This window comes from Thermoanaerobaculia bacterium (assembly GCA_035593605.1).
Taxonomy (GTDB): Bacteria; Acidobacteriota; Thermoanaerobaculia; order UBA2201; family DAOSWS01; genus DAOSWS01.
The window spans coordinates 17661-33519 of record DAOSWS010000018.1 but is presented as its reverse complement, the minus strand read 5'-3'; the positions used below and the strand labels follow the sequence as shown (position 1 = coordinate 33519).

The following is a 15859-nucleotide window of genomic DNA, read 5'->3' as shown; positions in this document are numbered from 1 at the left end:
TACTATTTTCTTTTCGCCTGTCGCTTCCGTTCTGCGAACTTATGAATAAAGATCACAACCGGAGAAGCAATATAGATCGAGGAATAGGTCCCGATAAAAATCCCGATCACGAGGGTAAAGGCAAAGTTGCGAATCACGTCGCCTCCCAGAATGTAAAGGCTGAGCACGGTAAGAAAGGTTGTGCCGGAAGTGATAATCGTCCGGGAGAGTGTTTCGTTGATGGCCTGATTAACCAGTGTCGGGAAGTCCTGTCTTCGTGATTTTCTCAACGTTTCCCTGATTCGATCAAAGACTACGACCGTATCGTTGACCGAATATCCGACAAGGGTAAGGAGTGCCGCCACAACGGTAAGGTTAATTTCAAGGCCCAGTACGACAAAGACACCCAGCGTAATGATAACGTCATGAAAGGTTGCCACGATGGCACCGAACCCATAGGCAAAGTGCCGGAACCGGATCCAGATATAGAAAAGCATCCCGAAAAGAGACCAGATAATCGCACTTTGCGCTTTACTGCGAAGATCCTTTCCGACTTTGGGCCCTACATTCTCCGCTCCCATGAGAGCAAAGGAACCCAGTGTAAATTTCTCTTTCAGGATCGAGGCCATGTCATCCGGAATCGATTCCTCGCGGGAAAGATCATCCATGGAGGTAATGATTCCATGGCTTTTCTTGAAGGAAGCCACGGCAGCGGCAACCTGCTCAGCTTCTTCATCCCTGCCGGGAAGAATGGATTCGAGATTCTGCGCGAGGGCATCCCGGCCCATAAAATTCAGGTCCATTTCTCCGGCACCGGGCGAAAGCTGCTGGTGCAGATGGGAGAGGACACTACCGGCAATATCCCCCTCTTCACCGGTATTTTCGATTCGGATCATGATCTCATTGAGACCCTCCTCATCGAATTCCTGAATCACGACATCCCCCATATTCAGTTCACCCATCAGCTTCCGCATCTCATTCAGATTCGGCTTCTGGGAAAATTTCAGGGTCAGCTGGGTTCCGCCGGCAAAATCGATCCCATAGTTGAAGCCACCCTTCGCAACATAGGCGCCGATACTGACCACCGCGGCCAGAATGGACAGTGAAACCCATATGCGGGTGTACTTGATGAATTGATAGTTCGTCTGCTTAAAGATCTGCCACATGGGAACCCCCTTAAATACTCAGGGACGAGACCCTGGCCTTTCGGGAAAGGACTAGGTCGAAGATATACCGCGAGACAAAGACGGCGGTGAACATGGATCCCAGGATCCCGATCATAAGGGTAACCGCAAATCCCCGAATCGGGCCCGTACCAAACTGAAAGAGGAAAAGAGCAGCGATCAGCGTGGTCACGTTGGCATCCACGATCGTCCCGAATGCACGGGAAAAACCGGCAGAAAGGGCCGCCCGGACATTTTTCCCGAGGCCCAGTTCTTCGCGGACACGCTCAAAGATCAAAACGTTTGCGTCCACAGCCATGCCGATCGTCAGAATAATCCCGGCAACCCCCGGCAGGGTCAGGACGGCACCAAAGTACGCCATGACACCGAAGATAATGATGATATTAAAGAAAAGAGCAACAACGGCGTTGATCCCGCTCAGTCGGTAGTAAAAAACCATAAAGACCATGACCAGGATGAGTCCGAGAATCGCGGCTCTGACGCCCCGGCGAATACTGTCCTGCCCCAGGGAAGGTCCAACGGTCCGCTCTTCCAGATAGGTAATGCTGGCCGGCAGGGCGCCGGAACGGAGGACCAGCGCCAGGTCTTCCGCTTCTTTCACGGAAAAATTCCCCTCGATAATGCCCTCATCGGAAATCGTGGCATTGATGCGGGGAGCAGACATGACGACGCCGTCCAGGATAATAGCCAGCTGTTTGCCTATATTGACCGCAGTGGCCTTTTCAAATTTTTTGGCACCGGTCGGATTCAGGCTGAAATTTACGGCGGGGAGTCCCTGGCTGTCAATTCCCCGGCGGGCATTGCGCAGATCTCTTCCCGAGATGACGGGAGGTTCCTTTACGGCATAGGCATTCCTGCCGATGACATCACCCGCTTCATTCTTGATTTTTCCGTCCAGGATACGAATACCCTCGGGAACCGTTCCTCCCAATGCATCGATGATGGTCTGCCGATCGGGCGCAGGTCCGGACTCCACAAGGCTTAGTTCAAGAAGAGCCGTGGATTTAATGATATTTTTGACCCGGGTTGGATCATCCAGACCGGGGAGCTGAACCAGAATTCGATTATCGTTCATTCCCTGCCGCTGAATGGTGGGCTCGGCGAGTCCCAGTTCATCCACGCGGTTGCGAATGGTTTCCAGAGCCTGCCGGACGGCCAGGTCTTCACGCTCCCGCTTAAAAACGGCCTGCATGGTTCCCCGAAGGGTATCGGGCTCCTGGGTTTCCAGGTCCCAGCCCGGCAAATAGTCCTTTGCAAGGCTGTAGGCCTGTTCCAGTGATTCAGGCGGGAAAACCATTTCAAACCCGTCATCTCCAATAAGACGGCTGTCCGTTTTGGCAATACTCTCGCGGGAGAGCCGGTTTTCGACTGACTCCATGGCATCGATCGTATCGGCTTTGATGGCATCCAGCGTATGAACCTCAAGGACAAGGTGAATTCCCCCCTTCAGGTCAAGCCCCAGCTTGACTTTCTCATTCAGAGGAAAGAGAGACAGAATGCAGAACGCCATAACCACTACGATGAGGGAAAGCCTCCAGAGCAGGCTCCTATCCATTTTCGCCTCCTTGATCGGGCTGCAATCCCGATATGGCTGAGAGGGCGACTTTGACCTTTACCTGCTCGGAGAGCTTTAACGAAACCGTCTGATCATCCACAGACTGAACGACTCCGTATAGACCTCCCGAGGTAATGACCCGATCACCCTTTTTCAGATTTTTCAGAAAGACCTGGTGCTGTTTCTGCTTCTTCTGCATGGGTCGAATGAGAATGAAGTAGAAGACCAGAAGAATGAGAATCAGCGGCATCAGTTGTACCAGGGCATTGGGCTGGTTCACAGTTCCCCCCTATGGGTAAATTGAAGGCAATAGTGTGCCTTAATCGCTTCATGAAGTCAAGGTAATACCAGAGATTATGGATCGAAGAGAGGATAGAGGCACCCATATCTTTGATCCGGTAAAGATAAGAAAGATACCCCAGAGAGTAGTGCCGGCAGGTGGGACAGGCACACTGAGGATCGGGAGGACCGGTCTGGTCAAGATGCCGGGCCTGCTTCAGATTGATGCGTCCGCTCGAAGTGAAGAGTTGACCGTTTCGCGCATTTCGCGTGGGGAGGACACAGTCAAAGAGATCCACACCCAGGGCCACGGCTCTCTCAATATCCTCCGGGTATCCCATACCCATAAGATACCGCGGGCGGTCTTCATCAAGCACTCCTGTACAGGTCTCAACACAGGACCACGTGGTTTCGGGCGATTCTCCAATCCCCAGGCCTCCGATGGCGTGGCCGGAAAACCCGAGGGAACCAATTTCCGAGGCGGAACGCTCCCGCCGGCTCAAATCTCCTCCGCCCTGAACAATGCCAAAGAGCCCCATGCGCTCGGGATCCCATACATTTATGGATCTCTCCGCCCAGTTCTTCGTCAGATCCATGGCCCGCAGCTGATCCTGATCACCCGCATCGGGAGGAGGGCAGACATCCAGTACCATGCCGATATCCAGTCCCGCCGTCTGAAGGAAGGTGACGACAGCCTCGGGAGTCAGGGTATGCAGATCTCCGGCAAGAGTGTCGCGAAAGGTGCATCCCTCCGGAGAGATGGTCACTCGATCCTTTAACGAAAAGACCTGGTAGCCTCCGCTGTCCGCAAGTACGGGACCCTTCCACCCCATAAAGGCGTGAATTCCGTCATGCCGGCCAAGCAGGTCGAGACCCGGGCGCAGCATCAGGTGATAGGCGTTTACCAGCATGATATCCGCACCGATTTCTTTGAGGATATGCGCAGGTACGGCACGGACGACTCCATAGGTTCCAACGGGCATGAATGCAGGCGTCTGCACCACTCCGTGGAGCGTACGGAGTTCTCCGACTCGGGCACGGGTACTCCCGTGTCTATGGGTGACTTTGAAGGTAATGGCACTCAAGGTTTCAGCCTGAACTCCTGAATCTGCACGTCGGAAGGAAGATCCAGTCTAAATTTTTCCGGATCGATCGGCTCGTTGATGACAATCCCGTGCAACTTATAACGGGTCAGGTCTCCATCACTATCGGTGTAGGCCACGGAAACGGGCAGATTCAATTCCCGATCGACTTCGATATTCACTTCACTGAGGTGCTTTTCAATTTTTCGAACCGCAGGGACAAGGCGCAGGTAATACCGTCCCTCTTTCTCCTTTTCAGCGAAGTATATGGTGAAATAGCGCTTCAGCTTTTCAAGCGGTTCGGTCGCCATCATGTATTGCTGAATCTTCTTTCTGACCCTCCCAACCACCGTACGTTCGGCCTTTTTCTGCTCCACATCGTAGAAGGTTACGGTCTCATGGGTGATAAGAATGATGATCTTCGAGGGGGATTCGTATTCCCACCGGATCGAATCCGGTGCCTTATAGTAAAGAACTCCAGAAGAAGTTACATTTTCAGCAAAAAAATCACTCTGCTTTTCCTGAACGAAGGAAGCACGCAGTGTTTCGATTTTACTCTGAGCCTGGGAAACCCTGTCCAGAACGGATTCAAGGTCGGCCTCTCCGAAGCAAAGGGAACCCATGATCAGGATCAGAAGGATGCGGAAAATTTGCATGGCGACCATTGTACGGCCAATCGTGCCTCTTGACAAGCCGTACCAGGTTTGATATCAACACATTTCATGTTTTTGAGGAGACACCATGAACCAAGGATTGGGTAAGAAGCACCTGTGCATCGAATGTGGAACCAAGTTCTACGACCTGGAAAAGCCAGAACCGGCCTGTCCTCGCTGCGGCCGAATGGTCGACGAGGAAGAGGAAAAGCGACACGAAATTTCGGATGTCCGCGCCCTTGAAGAAGTCATTGAAGACAAGACGGATCTGTTTAAAGATGATGACACGGACGAAATAGATGAAGATTTGGGCTACGACGAGGAAGAAGAGGACGAGCTCGACGAAGAAGACTAGCATTGACTCGTGCCTGTCTTGGCCTGGGTGGAAACATCCATCCGCGAATTTCTTTCCTTTCAACTGCACGGAACTGGATCTCCCATCAGCATGGGATCAGAGTCCTTCGTGCTGCTTCGCTCTATGAAAGTGAGCCCTGGGGAAATCCGGACCAACCCCTCTTTCTCAATTCAGCTCTCCTGATTTCCACCGACATTCCGCCCCGGGAGCTTCTTCATCTGCTGAAAGAGATTGAAAGGAAAACCGGACGAATTTCCTCATCCCGCTGGGGCCCCCGTGAGATCGATCTTGATATTCTCTATTACGGGGACCGGATCATAAAAGAACCCGATCTCACCATTCCCCACGCTCACCTCCTGGCCCGTTCCTTTGCCCTGTACCCTGCGGTTGAGCTGGATCCTCTCTGGGTCCATCCCGAACGTCAGGTCCCGCTCCACAAACTAATGCAGGAATTGACCTTCGTAACTTTTTCACACAGGATCGACCATCAGAACTGGCCGGTCGGTCCGGTTACCGAATCGAAATAAGATATCCGGGTCCGTTATTTCTTGATTGTCTTCAACAGTCTGGCGGCTTCCATGGATGTGTCCGCATCTTCCACCTGATACTCGAGTCGCGGGGAAATGGATGCAATCTCTGTAAGAAGCTCCTTCGCCTGCTGCGGTTCGTCTTCATCCAGGAGGAGTTCCGCGAGGAATAGCTTGTTCATCGGATTCTCCGGACCCAGCGACACGGCCTCTTTCAAATATTTCATCGCATCTTTATTGGAGGCCCAGCCCGTGATAAAGGGGACCCGGGGTGTCTGATGGTGAAGACGGCCCAGAACCCGTAACGGTCCTGCACTTTCCATGGTCTTATCCGCCAGAACACAAACGGTGGAATAATCGCGGATCTTGGATGCTGCCCCTTTCCGTACCGCCTTCATTTTCCCGAAGGCAAGCGCCCATTGACCCCAGGCGACAGACTGATAAAAGTACAGATGCAGAGCATCCTCGTTTCCCTTCAGTTTTGCCGCAATCTTCTCCGGCTTATCGTCCGGGTCCGCCTGAAACTCCTTCTGAATCAGCTCAAATCCCTTCTCTCCCAGTGCAATGGCATCCGAAAAGGTGGCCTGCTGCTCTTCAACCGATTGGCCCGTATATCGCCCCTGAAAATAGAGGGCGCGCATGAGTTTCCAGCGAAGGGAAAGATCCTTAGGGGACGTCTGAAGAAGACCCCGGTACGCGTCAACGATGTTCTGAGCCGTTTCCGCGGAAGCCACAGGGCCTTCGGAGCCCTGATCCCGACTGAGCCAGAGCTGATCCGCCTCTTCCACGGTCATGGGGAAGAGCAGTGAAGCCGTAATAAAAATGATGAAGAACATAGTCAGGTATCTCATGGCACCTCCTTATTCTGGTATTATACCGTCATGGACGAAACAAAACAGGTTCAGCTGAAAGTAATCGTAGGCGACGATGTTGATCAGGGTATTTATGTGAATTTTGCAAATATTTTTCACAATCCTACCGAATTTGTCCTGGATCTGGGCCGTGTGGTTCCGGGAAAGCCCGAAGTCAAAATCCATGCAAGGCTGATTACCACGCCCTTTCACGCCAAGCGAATTCTCGAAACCCTAAAAATGAACATCGCTCAATATGAACAATCGTTCGGGCCTATTCGCACTGAATATGGCGGCCCTTCCGACAAGGGGGAAAAACCCTCCTGATCCAGGGTGTACCCTGAAACATCAGACCCATAGAAGAACCATAAGCCCTGCAAGGGAAACTCCATGAATCGCCCGGTACAACGTGCGAAAAGATCTGGGAGAAACAAGAAGGATCCGTGCCGCCAGAACGAAAACCCCTGTCGCTACCATGATCCATGACATTCCGATCCTTTGAGGAAAAAACCAGAAGGCCAGGAGTCCGTCTCCGGCCACAATAAAGGAACAGGCCATCCAGGCCAGGACCTTTTTTGAAAAACGGTGCGCCAGGGTGGATATTCCCTGATGAAAGTCACGATCTCGATCAAGGTCGAGATGGTTAAGATACCCGCCCGAACAGATCGCGGAAAGAGCGAGACCGGGAAGGGTGATGGGGGGAAGGATCAGTCCATCCCAGAATCCACCGTAGAGAAAGAAGGAAAAACCACCCAGAAAGTGACAGATCAGACCTAGGGGCGGATGGGCCTTTGCGGAGACCCTGTGGTCGTTATAGAGACGCGCACAGAAATAGCTCACCGCACCTGCGGCAAAGACAGTTCCGCCGTTCAGGAAGGATAGAAGAAGAAAGGATACATAAAAGAGGGTCCTGAGATTTCTCGCCCATTCCAGATGGGACGAGAAGAGATGAACGGGATAATCCCCGCCGACGGCATCCTTTTCATGGAAGAGGTAGCCCTCGATTCCATTATCGACAACAAGTCCGAACCCGAAAAGAACTGCGGTCCCGGCGAGGAAAAAAGGTGGGATCCCTCCGCCATGATTCAACCAGAATCCCGCCAGGGGAAAAAGGGCTGCAAGAGCGGCTTCGGGAGGCCGGAGAAGATTCCACCACTGAGAGTGATTCGACATGATGCACATTATAATCGCATCACCATGTCTCCTTGAAGCCCCCCTTTCTCTATGGGATAATGGACAAACATGTTCCGAACAGTTTTGTTTCTCCTGGCAATTCAGGCTTCTCTGTGCCTGGCATCGGACTGTCCGGGATGTGCTCCCTGCACAAAGGACCTCACTTCCCTTTCCGACCGTGGAGACGGTCTGATCAACTGGGCCCGCGTGGACAATCAGGTATACCGGGGGGGCCAGCCCTTTATCCGTGGAAATATCAACGGATATGAAACTCTCCAGTCCATGGGCATTAAAACGATCATCAACCTGCGGGCTCTCGGGGGACGCGAAGGGCAAAATATCCTTGAAATGAACACAAAGACTCGGGATAAAAACAAGCGCATCTATTATGTTCACATCCCGTTGAGTACGTCGAAGACCGATATCAACTACCTCAATTCCCAGCTCAACCTGATTCTGCGTGCGGTCCTGGAGTCCCCCCCCCCCGTCTTTGTTCATTGCAACAACGGCAGAGAGAGGACAGGCCTGGTGATCGCGGCTTATCGGATGCTGACCTACCGATGGCCCCTGGATCGATCCATCCGCGAAATGGAACTATGTCACTTTATTGAGTCTCGCTCGAACGACCACTTTCTCCTCTTCCTGCGCTGGTGGTCCACCTATCGTCTTCCTCTGCTGAAGCCAGAAGTTCGCTGAGAACCATCCATCCGGCTTCCTGCATACAGACTCTATTGCGGATCAGGTCGCAGTACCCCTGCGTCAACCAGGCGTCCAGCGTCCCGGCGGAAAGCCAGGTATCGGGAATTCCTTCATCCAGGCGAAGTCCCAGCATGATCCTTTCCCACAAGGACTGCCGGGGATCTATTACCTCCATGCCCTCAACCGGATCTTCATCTCTGGATAGTGCGTCCAGGTACCGATCCACAGGATAGAGGTTCCATCTGCGGACCCCTCGAAAAAAGGAGTGGGCTGCAGCGCCAAACCCCAGATATTCTCCCCGTCTCCAATAGGTGAGGTTGTGGAGGCACCGTGCCTGTCCCCTGCAAAAATTGGAAACCTCATAGTGCCTGTAGCCCTGGTTTCCAAGCCATTCCCATGCCCGGCGGAGAAGGGAAGCCTGATGATCCGGATCGACGGTGAGGGGATTGTCCGAATCAAACTCCAGCGCGTAAAGAGAAAGGTGGGGCGGCGCATAGAGAACGATCTCCCGGAGAGTTGTCATCAGCGAGTCCCAGCTCTGGCCTGGAAACCCTGCAATAAGATCAACGCTCCAGTTTGCGAAGCGGTCCGACGCAAGCTTCATGGCCCGTCGGCTCTCTTCGGCACGATGGCGCCGCCGGACCAGGACCAGCTCTTCTTCGTTCATGGTCTGAACCCCAAGCGAGATTCGATTGATTCCGGCGGATTTCCAGGCCGACATGCGTTCCGGCGTCACATCATCCGGGTTGACCTCCAGGGTTACTTCTCCATCTCCCGACAGCCCCGCAAGCGTCACAAGCGTGTACAGATCCTCGGGATCCACGAGGGAGGGTGTCCCCCCTCCAAAATAGAGAGTGGCCCCACAACCGTGAATTCCCCCTCTCCGTGCGATTTCATGCGCGACAGCACCCGGATACTTACACAGAGTGTGCAGGTCGGTAGAGGTCTTGAAATCACAGTAAACGCATCGGGACAGGCAATAGGGGATATGAATGTAGAGGCTTACGGCATCCATTGGACTTCTACCGGATCAAGACGGCTCTCTTCACCCTGAAATACGGCGGACAGAGAACGCATGATCCGGCCATCCAGCTCCAGCAGGGAGAGGTTTCCTTCGTTGAACATGGTCGAAAGGGACAGGTTCAGGCCCCAGATCTTCCGGGCGGCACGGTACCAGGCCCAGGCAACATCGTCATCTCCCCTTTCGAGGAGAGAATGCCAGAGAAGGTAGCATCGCTGCGCCCACATCAGATTTTCTTTCCGGAGGGGATTTGCCGTTTGAAGCGGAATCAGACCCGTGAATTCCGGTCCCTTGAATGATTCGAAGAACTCATCCATCAGACGCCGGTCGATTTCACTTCGCGCCGTCTGGAAGAGAAGGTGATAGGCACGTCCCGCATCCCCCTGACCGCGATCCACCAGATCCAGGATCAGGGTGGTGGAAACATGGTCCAGGAGGGGCACCATGGGGACCACGCAGGATGTTGGAATGGAGATGCGTATCGTGGAAAGAAGCACCGCCATTCTATGCCCATCACTGATGCCGGGAAGGAGGGGAAAGAAAAGAACAGGTATCCCGCAGGGAGCCAGTGCGGACAGTCCTGTAAAAAAAGAATCGAGGTCTGTCTGGCCCGACATGACGGGAAAGAGGGAGACAAGGGGAGTGACGATCGACGGAAGAGATGGAAAGGGAGGCCCCTCGACATGAACCAGGATCGCATTTCCCCTCGAATAAAGTGCATTACACAGATCCTCCAGCCGTTCCAGAATACGATCCTCCGGCGGAAGGTGGGGGATCAGGATTACTTCCTCCGAGAGCGTTCTGGCGCTTTCCCTCAACGCATCCCGGCTCACGACCCTGTACTCATCCTGGGAGGAAGGAGGCAATACCTGCCTCTTCAGAGGGTCGAAGGAGAGAATGGAACGGGAGACAAGCTCATAGGGCTTCAGCGTGGCCGTGTGAAAAAAATGCGGAACCTTCACCGAACGGTGATGGACCAGGGTTCCGGCCGTCACCCCCGCCTGATCAATCTGACGCATGAGTCAGAAGACGCTCCACATACTTCGCGAGAATATCCACTTCAAGATGAACAGGAGTTGTGGGTTTCATGTCGGAAAGCGTCGTGGCCTGGATCGAATGGGGAATCAGGGCAAAGGTGAGGGTGCTCCGGGCAATTGCGGCGATGGTCAGGCTGATCCCGTCCACGGCAATACTCCCCTTGGGAACCGTGTACCGCAATAGGGGATCCGGCACTTCCACCGTGAGAGTCCAGAAGTGGCCCCGTTTCAGGCCGGTAACGTTTCCAACTCCATCCACATGCCCCTGGACGAAATGACCTCCCATCCGATCCGTGGGGGAAAGGGCCGGTTCAAGATTAACCCTTCGGCCTTTTTGCCATTTGGATCGATGGGAACGGGAGATCGTCTCCGGTGAGACGGAAAAGACCATCCGGGCGCCGTGCATGGTATCCAGGGTCAGGCAGACTCCATTTACCGCAATGCTTTCTCCCTCAGCCACCGCACGGAGACCTGTGGGGAGCACCTCAATTTCCAGTCCTCCCCCCCGGGAGCGGGAAGACACAATCGTTCCAAGATCCTTGATCAGTCCCGTAAACACGGCGAGATCCAGTGAATCATCGTATCGTTACCGATTCGTCTTTGATTCAGAAGGGTGTAACGTTTCGACTCTTCCAAAGGCACCTGCTTCGGCCCGGCCAGAGGTCGGCCCTGACCGAGAATGAGGGGGGCAACGAAGGTAAATCCTTCCTGAACCTCTCCTCCGGAGAGAAAGGTACCCAGAGTCTGTCCGCCCCCTTCCACCAGGATGGAGGTAATTCCAAGCGTGCGAAAGGTCTGCATGAGATCATCCATGGAAAAGCGCCCCTCTTGAAGGGGAAGCCGCATCAGCCTGGCTCCCGCATCCTGCAATGCTTTCTGGCGAGGCGACGTTGAGGCGTGGATCAGGATGACCGGCCCCCTGCCCTGGCGAAAGAGCGCGGCATCGGGTGGAACCCTCAAATCGGGATCCATGATGATTCTCTTCAGCGGCACGGATGGGCCCGCGAAAGGAAGACGGTCCAGGACGGGATCGTCGTGAAGGACGGTTTGAACACCAACGATAATGGCATCAACCAGATGTCGGATCCGTTTTCCCGCTTTCCGCGCTTTTTCTCCCGAAATCCATTTCGCCTTCCCCTCCGGCTCGGCCAGATAACCATCCAGGGTGGCCGCCCATTTGAGATAGACGTAGGGTCTTCCGCGAGTCATAACATAGAAAAACCGGCGGTTAAGGAAACGGGCCTCCCGTTCCATAAGCCCGGACTCAACCTCCAGGCCGGCCCTTCGAAGGAGATCCAATCCTCGCCCCCGAATATCGGGGTTCGGATCTTCGGAGGCGACCACGACCTTTCGAATTCCTCCCGCCACGATGGCTTCCGTACAGGGAGGAGTGCGGCCGTGCGTACAGCAGGGTTCCAGGGAGCAGTAAAGAGTAGCTCCCCGGGCTTTCCGGCCCGCCCGATCCAGAGCCCGGACTTCCGCATGGGCTTCACCGGCCCGGACGTGATATCCCTCCCCGATAATCCGATTGTTTTTCACGATCACCGCCCCGACCATCGGATTCGGCGTCGTGGTGTAGATTCCGCGCCGGGCCAGGTTCAGTGCCCGGGCCATGTAATCCCGATCATTCTTCCGCAAAGAGGGCACGGGAAAAATCCTCCGGATCAAACGGGATCAGGTCATCGGTACCCTCTCCTACACCGACAAAGAGGACGGGAAGACCCAGCTCATTCACGATTCGCACCACGACGCCGCCCTTCGCCGTTCCATCGAGCTTGGTGAGTATCACGCCGTTCACATGGACGGCATTCAGAAACTCTTTCGCCTGCACAAGACCGTTCTGACCCGACGTAGCATCGAGAACGAGCAGAGACAGGTGCGGGGCATCCGGATCGTACCGTTCGATGATCCGGTATATTTTCGAGAGCTCGGCCATGAGGGGGGCTTTGGTGTGGAGACGACCGGCCGTATCGATGATGATGGAATTGGCTTCCCGGGACGCGGATGCATTCAGGGCATCATAGACTACGGCAGCGGGATCTCCCCCGGGCTGATGAGCAATCACGGGAACGTTCAGTCGTTCACCCCAGATTTTCAGCTGATCGATGGCACCGGCCCGAAATGTGTCCGCGGCCACGAGAAGAGGTTTATAGCCTTGGATCATTTCCCGGCTTGCCAGCTTCGCGGCGGTAGTCGTCTTTCCGCTTCCGTTCACACCCACAAGAAGGGTGATTCTCGGCGCAACAGATCCAGGATCGGGAAAGGGCGCACCCGTCAGGATCGCCGTAATTCGATCCTGCAGCCGGGTTCTCATGATTTCCCATTCTCCATGATTCTCCTCCAGTCCCTCAAGAAGGGTCTGGGTGAGCTCAACCCCGATATCGGCTCCGATCAGAGCCTCTTCCAGGGATTCCAGAATGGGTCCCCCATCCCTGGATCGAACCGCGGTGGCCAACCGATCCCACATCTCATCGTGGGTCATGAGAAGACCCTTTTTAATCTTGTTCCAGAATCGGCTCACAACGCGTGTTCCTCGATCTCCTTCTTGGCCTTTTCCATCTGTCTTCGTACGAATTCAATCGGTTGAAAGGTCTCCGTCTGGAGTACCATCAGGTATTCTTTCCCCACACAGAGGTTATAACAACACATGGACTCAGTTCTGTAGGAGAAAAAATCGACCCTGTCCTTGAGAATACGGCTCAGGTGATTTAAAAAGATCCCCTGGTAGGCGCCAAAAATCCTCACGTCATCATGGGATTGTTGAGAACTGATTAAGGAAACGGTCTCTCCCTCCTCATCCAGGAACGCAACGGCGCTCGCGGTGGGAATATCGGAAAGGAGGTTGGCCAGGACGTATTGAAACGGCATGTCAGGGCAGGGTATTCAGTATGGACGTCGCCTCGTCGCAGATCGGATCAATGGGAGCCAGCACGCAAACCCGCTCAAGCTTTTTTCGGGCCTCGGCATACTCCCCAACCTTGACCAGGGATCGACCGAACCGGAAGAGAAGATCGACATCGCTGGGTGAAAACTCTTCCGCCGCCCGGTAATCCTCCACGGAAAGCGCGGGTCTGCCGAGCTCTTCGTAGCACTCTCCCCGTTCAATCAGGGATGGGAAATACCGTTCACTTCGATTCAGGCTCTCAGTGAAGTATTGAACGGCTTTTCCCGGATTCTCACGCTTGCGGGCCAGGATGCCCATGTTGTACCAGAGCATGGGGCTCAGGCGATAGGTGGAGTCCTGCTGTGCCAGCACAAACTCCTTCTCCGCCCCTTCGAAGTCACCCTGTTCCATGAACACAACCCCCAGGTTGTTATGGGCGTCCGCATAGGAGGGAATCAGCTTCACGGCCTGTTGAAAAGCCGACTCGGCATCGAGGAACTTCTTATCAAGCAGATAAGCCTTTCCAAGATTGTTCCAGGCCGGAGCGTTATCGGGGGTTTCCTGGACAATCTGACGAAAGGCGCCCTGGGCCTCTGAGAGATGTCCCTCGTTCAGGTGCATGACGCCGACCTGAAAAAGCTGAACGGGGTCCATATCCTTGCTTTCCACAAAAACACCCCGCTGGCTCGGAGTCGTTGCACATGCACAGACAAGGAGAAGACTGACCGAAAGGGCACTACGCCACGTGAACTTGATCATCGGACAACAACGCTCCTTTCTCAAAGGCACGCAAAAACGCTTCCACAACAGACGGCTCAAATCGTTTTCCTGTCATGGACCGGATCTTTTCTGCTGCGTATTTATAGCTCATGGCTTTCTGGTAGGGGCGATCCGTGGTCATGGCATCAAAGGTGTCTGCCACGGCAATGACCCGCGCAATCACAGGGATCTGCTCCCCCTTCAGACCGTCGGGATAGCCGCCGCCTCCCCAGTTTTCATGGTGGTGCTTGATCCCTGGAATGATACGATCCAGCTTGGGTACCCGTTCCATGATGGAGGCTCCAACGGCCGCATGGGTCTTCATCAGGGCAAACTCATCGTCGTTCAGGGCGGAGGGTTTTCGAAGAACGCGGTCATCGATCCCGATCTTCCCCACATCGTGCAGGAGGGCGGCAATGTTCAGCTCTTCCAGTTCGATGGGAGAAAAACCCAGCTCGCGGGCAACCGCCAGGCTGTAGTTTCGAACCCGGTCCGAATGGCCCTTGGTATAAGGATCCTTGGCATCAATGGCGGAGGAAATCATTTGAATGGAATTGATGAAGAGATCACGGTTTTCACGTGCGGCCACTTTGAGCTGGTCAATGTATCCTTCAATCTGTTCCGCCATGTGGTTAAAATTATTTGAAAGGGTGACAATCTCCTGCGTTCCCGAAACGGAAGTCCGTGAAGAAAAATCTCCCTCCGCCATCTTTTTGGTGTGTTCTGCAAGATGGCGTAACGGGGAAGAGATCATCATGGCAAGCAGATAACCCAGGAAAAAGGCAACAAGAATTGTTACGATCCCGATAAATAGGGCACGTTTGATCGAGGCCCAGCCTTCACGCAGGGCGACGGAGATGTCTCGCTGGACCACCACGCCCCAGTCGGGAGACCCGACCGGTGCCACCGTTCCCAGCACGGTTTCCGTACCTATGTTCTTGTTGAAATCGTAGCGTCGCGTGACCGTTGCAAAGGGTGAGCGCATGAAATCAGCTACGATGGGGACATCGCTGTAATCGGGACGGGTCATGGAAAGGCCGGGATTTCCGTGGAGAACAACCTGACCGTCGGTATTGATCACATAGACCAGCATTCCCTCTTCGGGCTTGGGAAGGCTCTCCTGGACGGGCGTAAGGGAAATCAGAGCTTCCACAACCCCCATGGTCTCCCCGCTATCATTAAGCAGAGGCTGGGCTATGGTAACAACGGTGTCGGGAAATACCTCCAGGTAGTGATGATGTCCGATAAAGGAATCGCCACCCGACCCCGCCTGAAATCCCTGCTGCAGATCCCGAAGGACATCCTCGGTAAGGCCGGGGGGCTGGATGACCGTCCCCTTCCCCGATGCGTTCAGAACGTATAAAGCGCGAAAGTTCGCGTCTGCATTGACGTACTTCTGAACCATTCCGCTCGTGTTCAGAAGCTGAAAGGGATCGGATCCCGGCGACGATTTCGCCATGAGGGATACGGTTCGTCCGATCAGGTCCAGCTGCTTGAGGTAGCCATTAATATAACTGCGAATTTCCTGCGAAAGGTGGATCGTCATCCGGCTTTGAAGCTTCTTTTCCTTTGTCTCCAGAGTCTCGTTCACATAACTTAAAGAGAAGTAGTTGGAAATCACACCGGGAATGACAACAACCACGAAAAGCAGGAGCAAAATCGCCGTCAGGATTCGAATATTCCGCACGATGCTATTATACCCTAACTTACCCGCCCTGATGGAACCCCTGACGTGAGCCGGGCTTTGTAGCGGGAAGAAACAGGTACAGTGTCCCGTTGCAGAATTTTAACAGGGCTGGCCTTCAGACTTCCACGTTCTAA

Annotated in this window: 19 protein-coding genes; 4 read left to right on the top strand and 15 right to left on the bottom strand. The window is 54.1% G+C overall.

From position 1 onward, the window contains the following. Nucleotides 1–2: 2 nt before the first annotated feature. The 5 genes from secF to PLD04_09945 are packed head-to-tail and all read right to left on the bottom strand — an operon-like array spanning nucleotide 3 to nucleotide 4735. A complete protein-coding gene (gene secF, locus PLD04_09965) occupies nucleotides 3–1145 on the bottom strand; it encodes a protein translocase subunit SecF (protein HXK68658.1) in 1143 nt (380 codons plus the stop codon). 10 nt (nucleotides 1146–1155) lie between these two features. Continuing rightward, complete coding sequence (gene secD, locus PLD04_09960; protein ID HXK68657.1) at nucleotides 1156–2718, bottom strand: protein translocase subunit SecD; 1563 nt, start codon at nucleotides 2716–2718, stop codon at nucleotides 1156–1158. Then, nucleotides 2711–2968: a preprotein translocase subunit YajC gene (gene yajC / locus PLD04_09955; protein HXK68656.1), complete on the bottom strand. Its 258-nt coding sequence runs from the start codon at nucleotides 2966–2968 to the stop codon at nucleotides 2711–2713. Before yajC ends, secD begins: the two co-directional genes overlap by 8 nt. Beyond that, the gene (tgt, locus tag PLD04_09950) at nucleotides 2862–4082 is read right to left on the bottom strand and encodes a tRNA guanosine(34) transglycosylase Tgt (GenBank protein HXK68655.1); all 1221 of its coding nucleotides are present in this window, start codon (nucleotides 4080–4082) and stop codon (nucleotides 2862–2864) included. The genes yajC and tgt overlap by 107 nt, the downstream gene beginning before the upstream one ends. Continuing rightward, nucleotides 4079–4735: an outer membrane lipoprotein carrier protein LolA gene (locus PLD04_09945; protein HXK68654.1), complete on the bottom strand. Its 657-nt coding sequence runs from the start codon at nucleotides 4733–4735 to the stop codon at nucleotides 4079–4081. Before PLD04_09945 ends, tgt begins: the two co-directional genes overlap by 4 nt. 85 nt (nucleotides 4736–4820) lie before the next feature. Here PLD04_09945 and PLD04_09940 point away from each other — a divergent pair, with 85 nt between their 5' ends. Both PLD04_09940 and folK read left to right on the top strand, forming a co-directional pair. Beyond that, a complete protein-coding gene (locus tag PLD04_09940; protein ID HXK68653.1) occupies nucleotides 4821–5087 on the top strand; it encodes an FYDLN acid domain-containing protein in 267 nt (88 codons plus the stop codon). Nucleotides 5088–5089: 2 nt separating this feature from the next. Next, nucleotides 5090–5614, top strand: coding sequence for a 2-amino-4-hydroxy-6-hydroxymethyldihydropteridine diphosphokinase (gene folK, locus PLD04_09935; GenBank protein ID HXK68652.1), 525 nt, complete (start codon nucleotides 5090–5092; stop codon nucleotides 5612–5614). 14 nt (nucleotides 5615–5628) lie between these two features. Here the strand turns inward: folK and PLD04_09930 are convergent, their stop codons facing one another. After that, a complete protein-coding gene (locus tag PLD04_09930) occupies nucleotides 5629–6465 on the bottom strand; it encodes a tetratricopeptide repeat protein (GenBank protein HXK68651.1) in 837 nt (278 codons plus the stop codon). A gap of 30 nt (nucleotides 6466–6495) precedes the next feature. Between PLD04_09930 and PLD04_09925 the strand changes: the two genes are divergently transcribed. Further along, on the top strand, nucleotides 6496–6792 hold the full coding sequence (locus tag PLD04_09925; protein HXK68650.1) for a DUF3467 domain-containing protein: 297 nt from the start codon (nucleotides 6496–6498) through the stop codon (nucleotides 6790–6792). Nucleotides 6793–6813: 21 nt separating this feature from the next. Here PLD04_09925 and PLD04_09920 read toward each other — a convergent pair whose 3' ends face one another. Next, a complete protein-coding gene (locus PLD04_09920; protein HXK68649.1) occupies nucleotides 6814–7638 on the bottom strand; it encodes a hypothetical protein in 825 nt (274 codons plus the stop codon). A gap of 69 nt (nucleotides 7639–7707) precedes the next feature. On the opposite strand from PLD04_09920, the gene PLD04_09915 reads away from it, so the two are divergent. Beyond that, nucleotides 7708–8334: a dual specificity protein phosphatase family protein gene (locus PLD04_09915; protein ID HXK68648.1), complete on the top strand. Its 627-nt coding sequence runs from the start codon at nucleotides 7708–7710 to the stop codon at nucleotides 8332–8334. Here the strand turns inward: PLD04_09915 and PLD04_09910 are convergent. Genes PLD04_09910 through PLD04_09875 form a run of 8 tightly spaced genes read right to left on the bottom strand, consistent with a single transcriptional unit; the run spans nucleotide 8243 to nucleotide 15725 of the window. Next, nucleotides 8243–9352, bottom strand: coding sequence for a coproporphyrinogen-III oxidase family protein (locus PLD04_09910; GenBank protein ID HXK68647.1), 1110 nt, complete (start codon nucleotides 9350–9352; stop codon nucleotides 8243–8245). The two genes, PLD04_09915 and PLD04_09910, sit on opposite strands and share 92 nt — an antisense overlap. Beyond that, nucleotides 9340–10377 (bottom strand): hypothetical protein, encoded by a 1038-nt coding sequence (locus PLD04_09905; GenBank protein HXK68646.1) that lies wholly within the window; start codon nucleotides 10375–10377, stop codon nucleotides 9340–9342. The genes PLD04_09910 and PLD04_09905 overlap by 13 nt, the downstream gene beginning before the upstream one ends. Then, nucleotides 10364–10954, bottom strand: a complete 591-nt coding sequence (locus tag PLD04_09900) for a riboflavin synthase (GenBank protein ID HXK68645.1) — start codon at nucleotides 10952–10954, stop codon at nucleotides 10364–10366. Before PLD04_09900 ends, PLD04_09905 begins: the two co-directional genes overlap by 14 nt. After that, nucleotides 10939–12042, bottom strand: a complete 1104-nt coding sequence (gene ribD, locus PLD04_09895) for a bifunctional diaminohydroxyphosphoribosylaminopyrimidine deaminase/5-amino-6-(5-phosphoribosylamino)uracil reductase RibD (GenBank protein HXK68644.1) — start codon at nucleotides 12040–12042, stop codon at nucleotides 10939–10941. The genes PLD04_09900 and ribD overlap by 16 nt, the downstream gene beginning before the upstream one ends. Further along, nucleotides 12020–12916, bottom strand: coding sequence for a signal recognition particle-docking protein FtsY (ftsY, locus tag PLD04_09890; protein HXK68643.1), 897 nt, complete (start codon nucleotides 12914–12916; stop codon nucleotides 12020–12022). The genes ribD and ftsY overlap by 23 nt, the downstream gene beginning before the upstream one ends. Then, complete coding sequence (locus PLD04_09885; GenBank protein ID HXK68642.1) at nucleotides 12913–13263, bottom strand: hypothetical protein; 351 nt, start codon at nucleotides 13261–13263, stop codon at nucleotides 12913–12915. Before PLD04_09885 ends, ftsY begins: the two co-directional genes overlap by 4 nt. A 1-nt stretch (nucleotide 13264) precedes the next feature. Next, a complete protein-coding gene (locus PLD04_09880) occupies nucleotides 13265–14038 on the bottom strand; it encodes a tetratricopeptide repeat protein (protein HXK68641.1) in 774 nt (257 codons plus the stop codon). Next, a complete protein-coding gene (locus PLD04_09875; GenBank protein HXK68640.1) occupies nucleotides 14016–15725 on the bottom strand; it encodes an HD domain-containing protein in 1710 nt (569 codons plus the stop codon). The genes PLD04_09880 and PLD04_09875 overlap by 23 nt, the downstream gene beginning before the upstream one ends. Nucleotides 15726–15859: the final 134 nt, after the last annotated feature.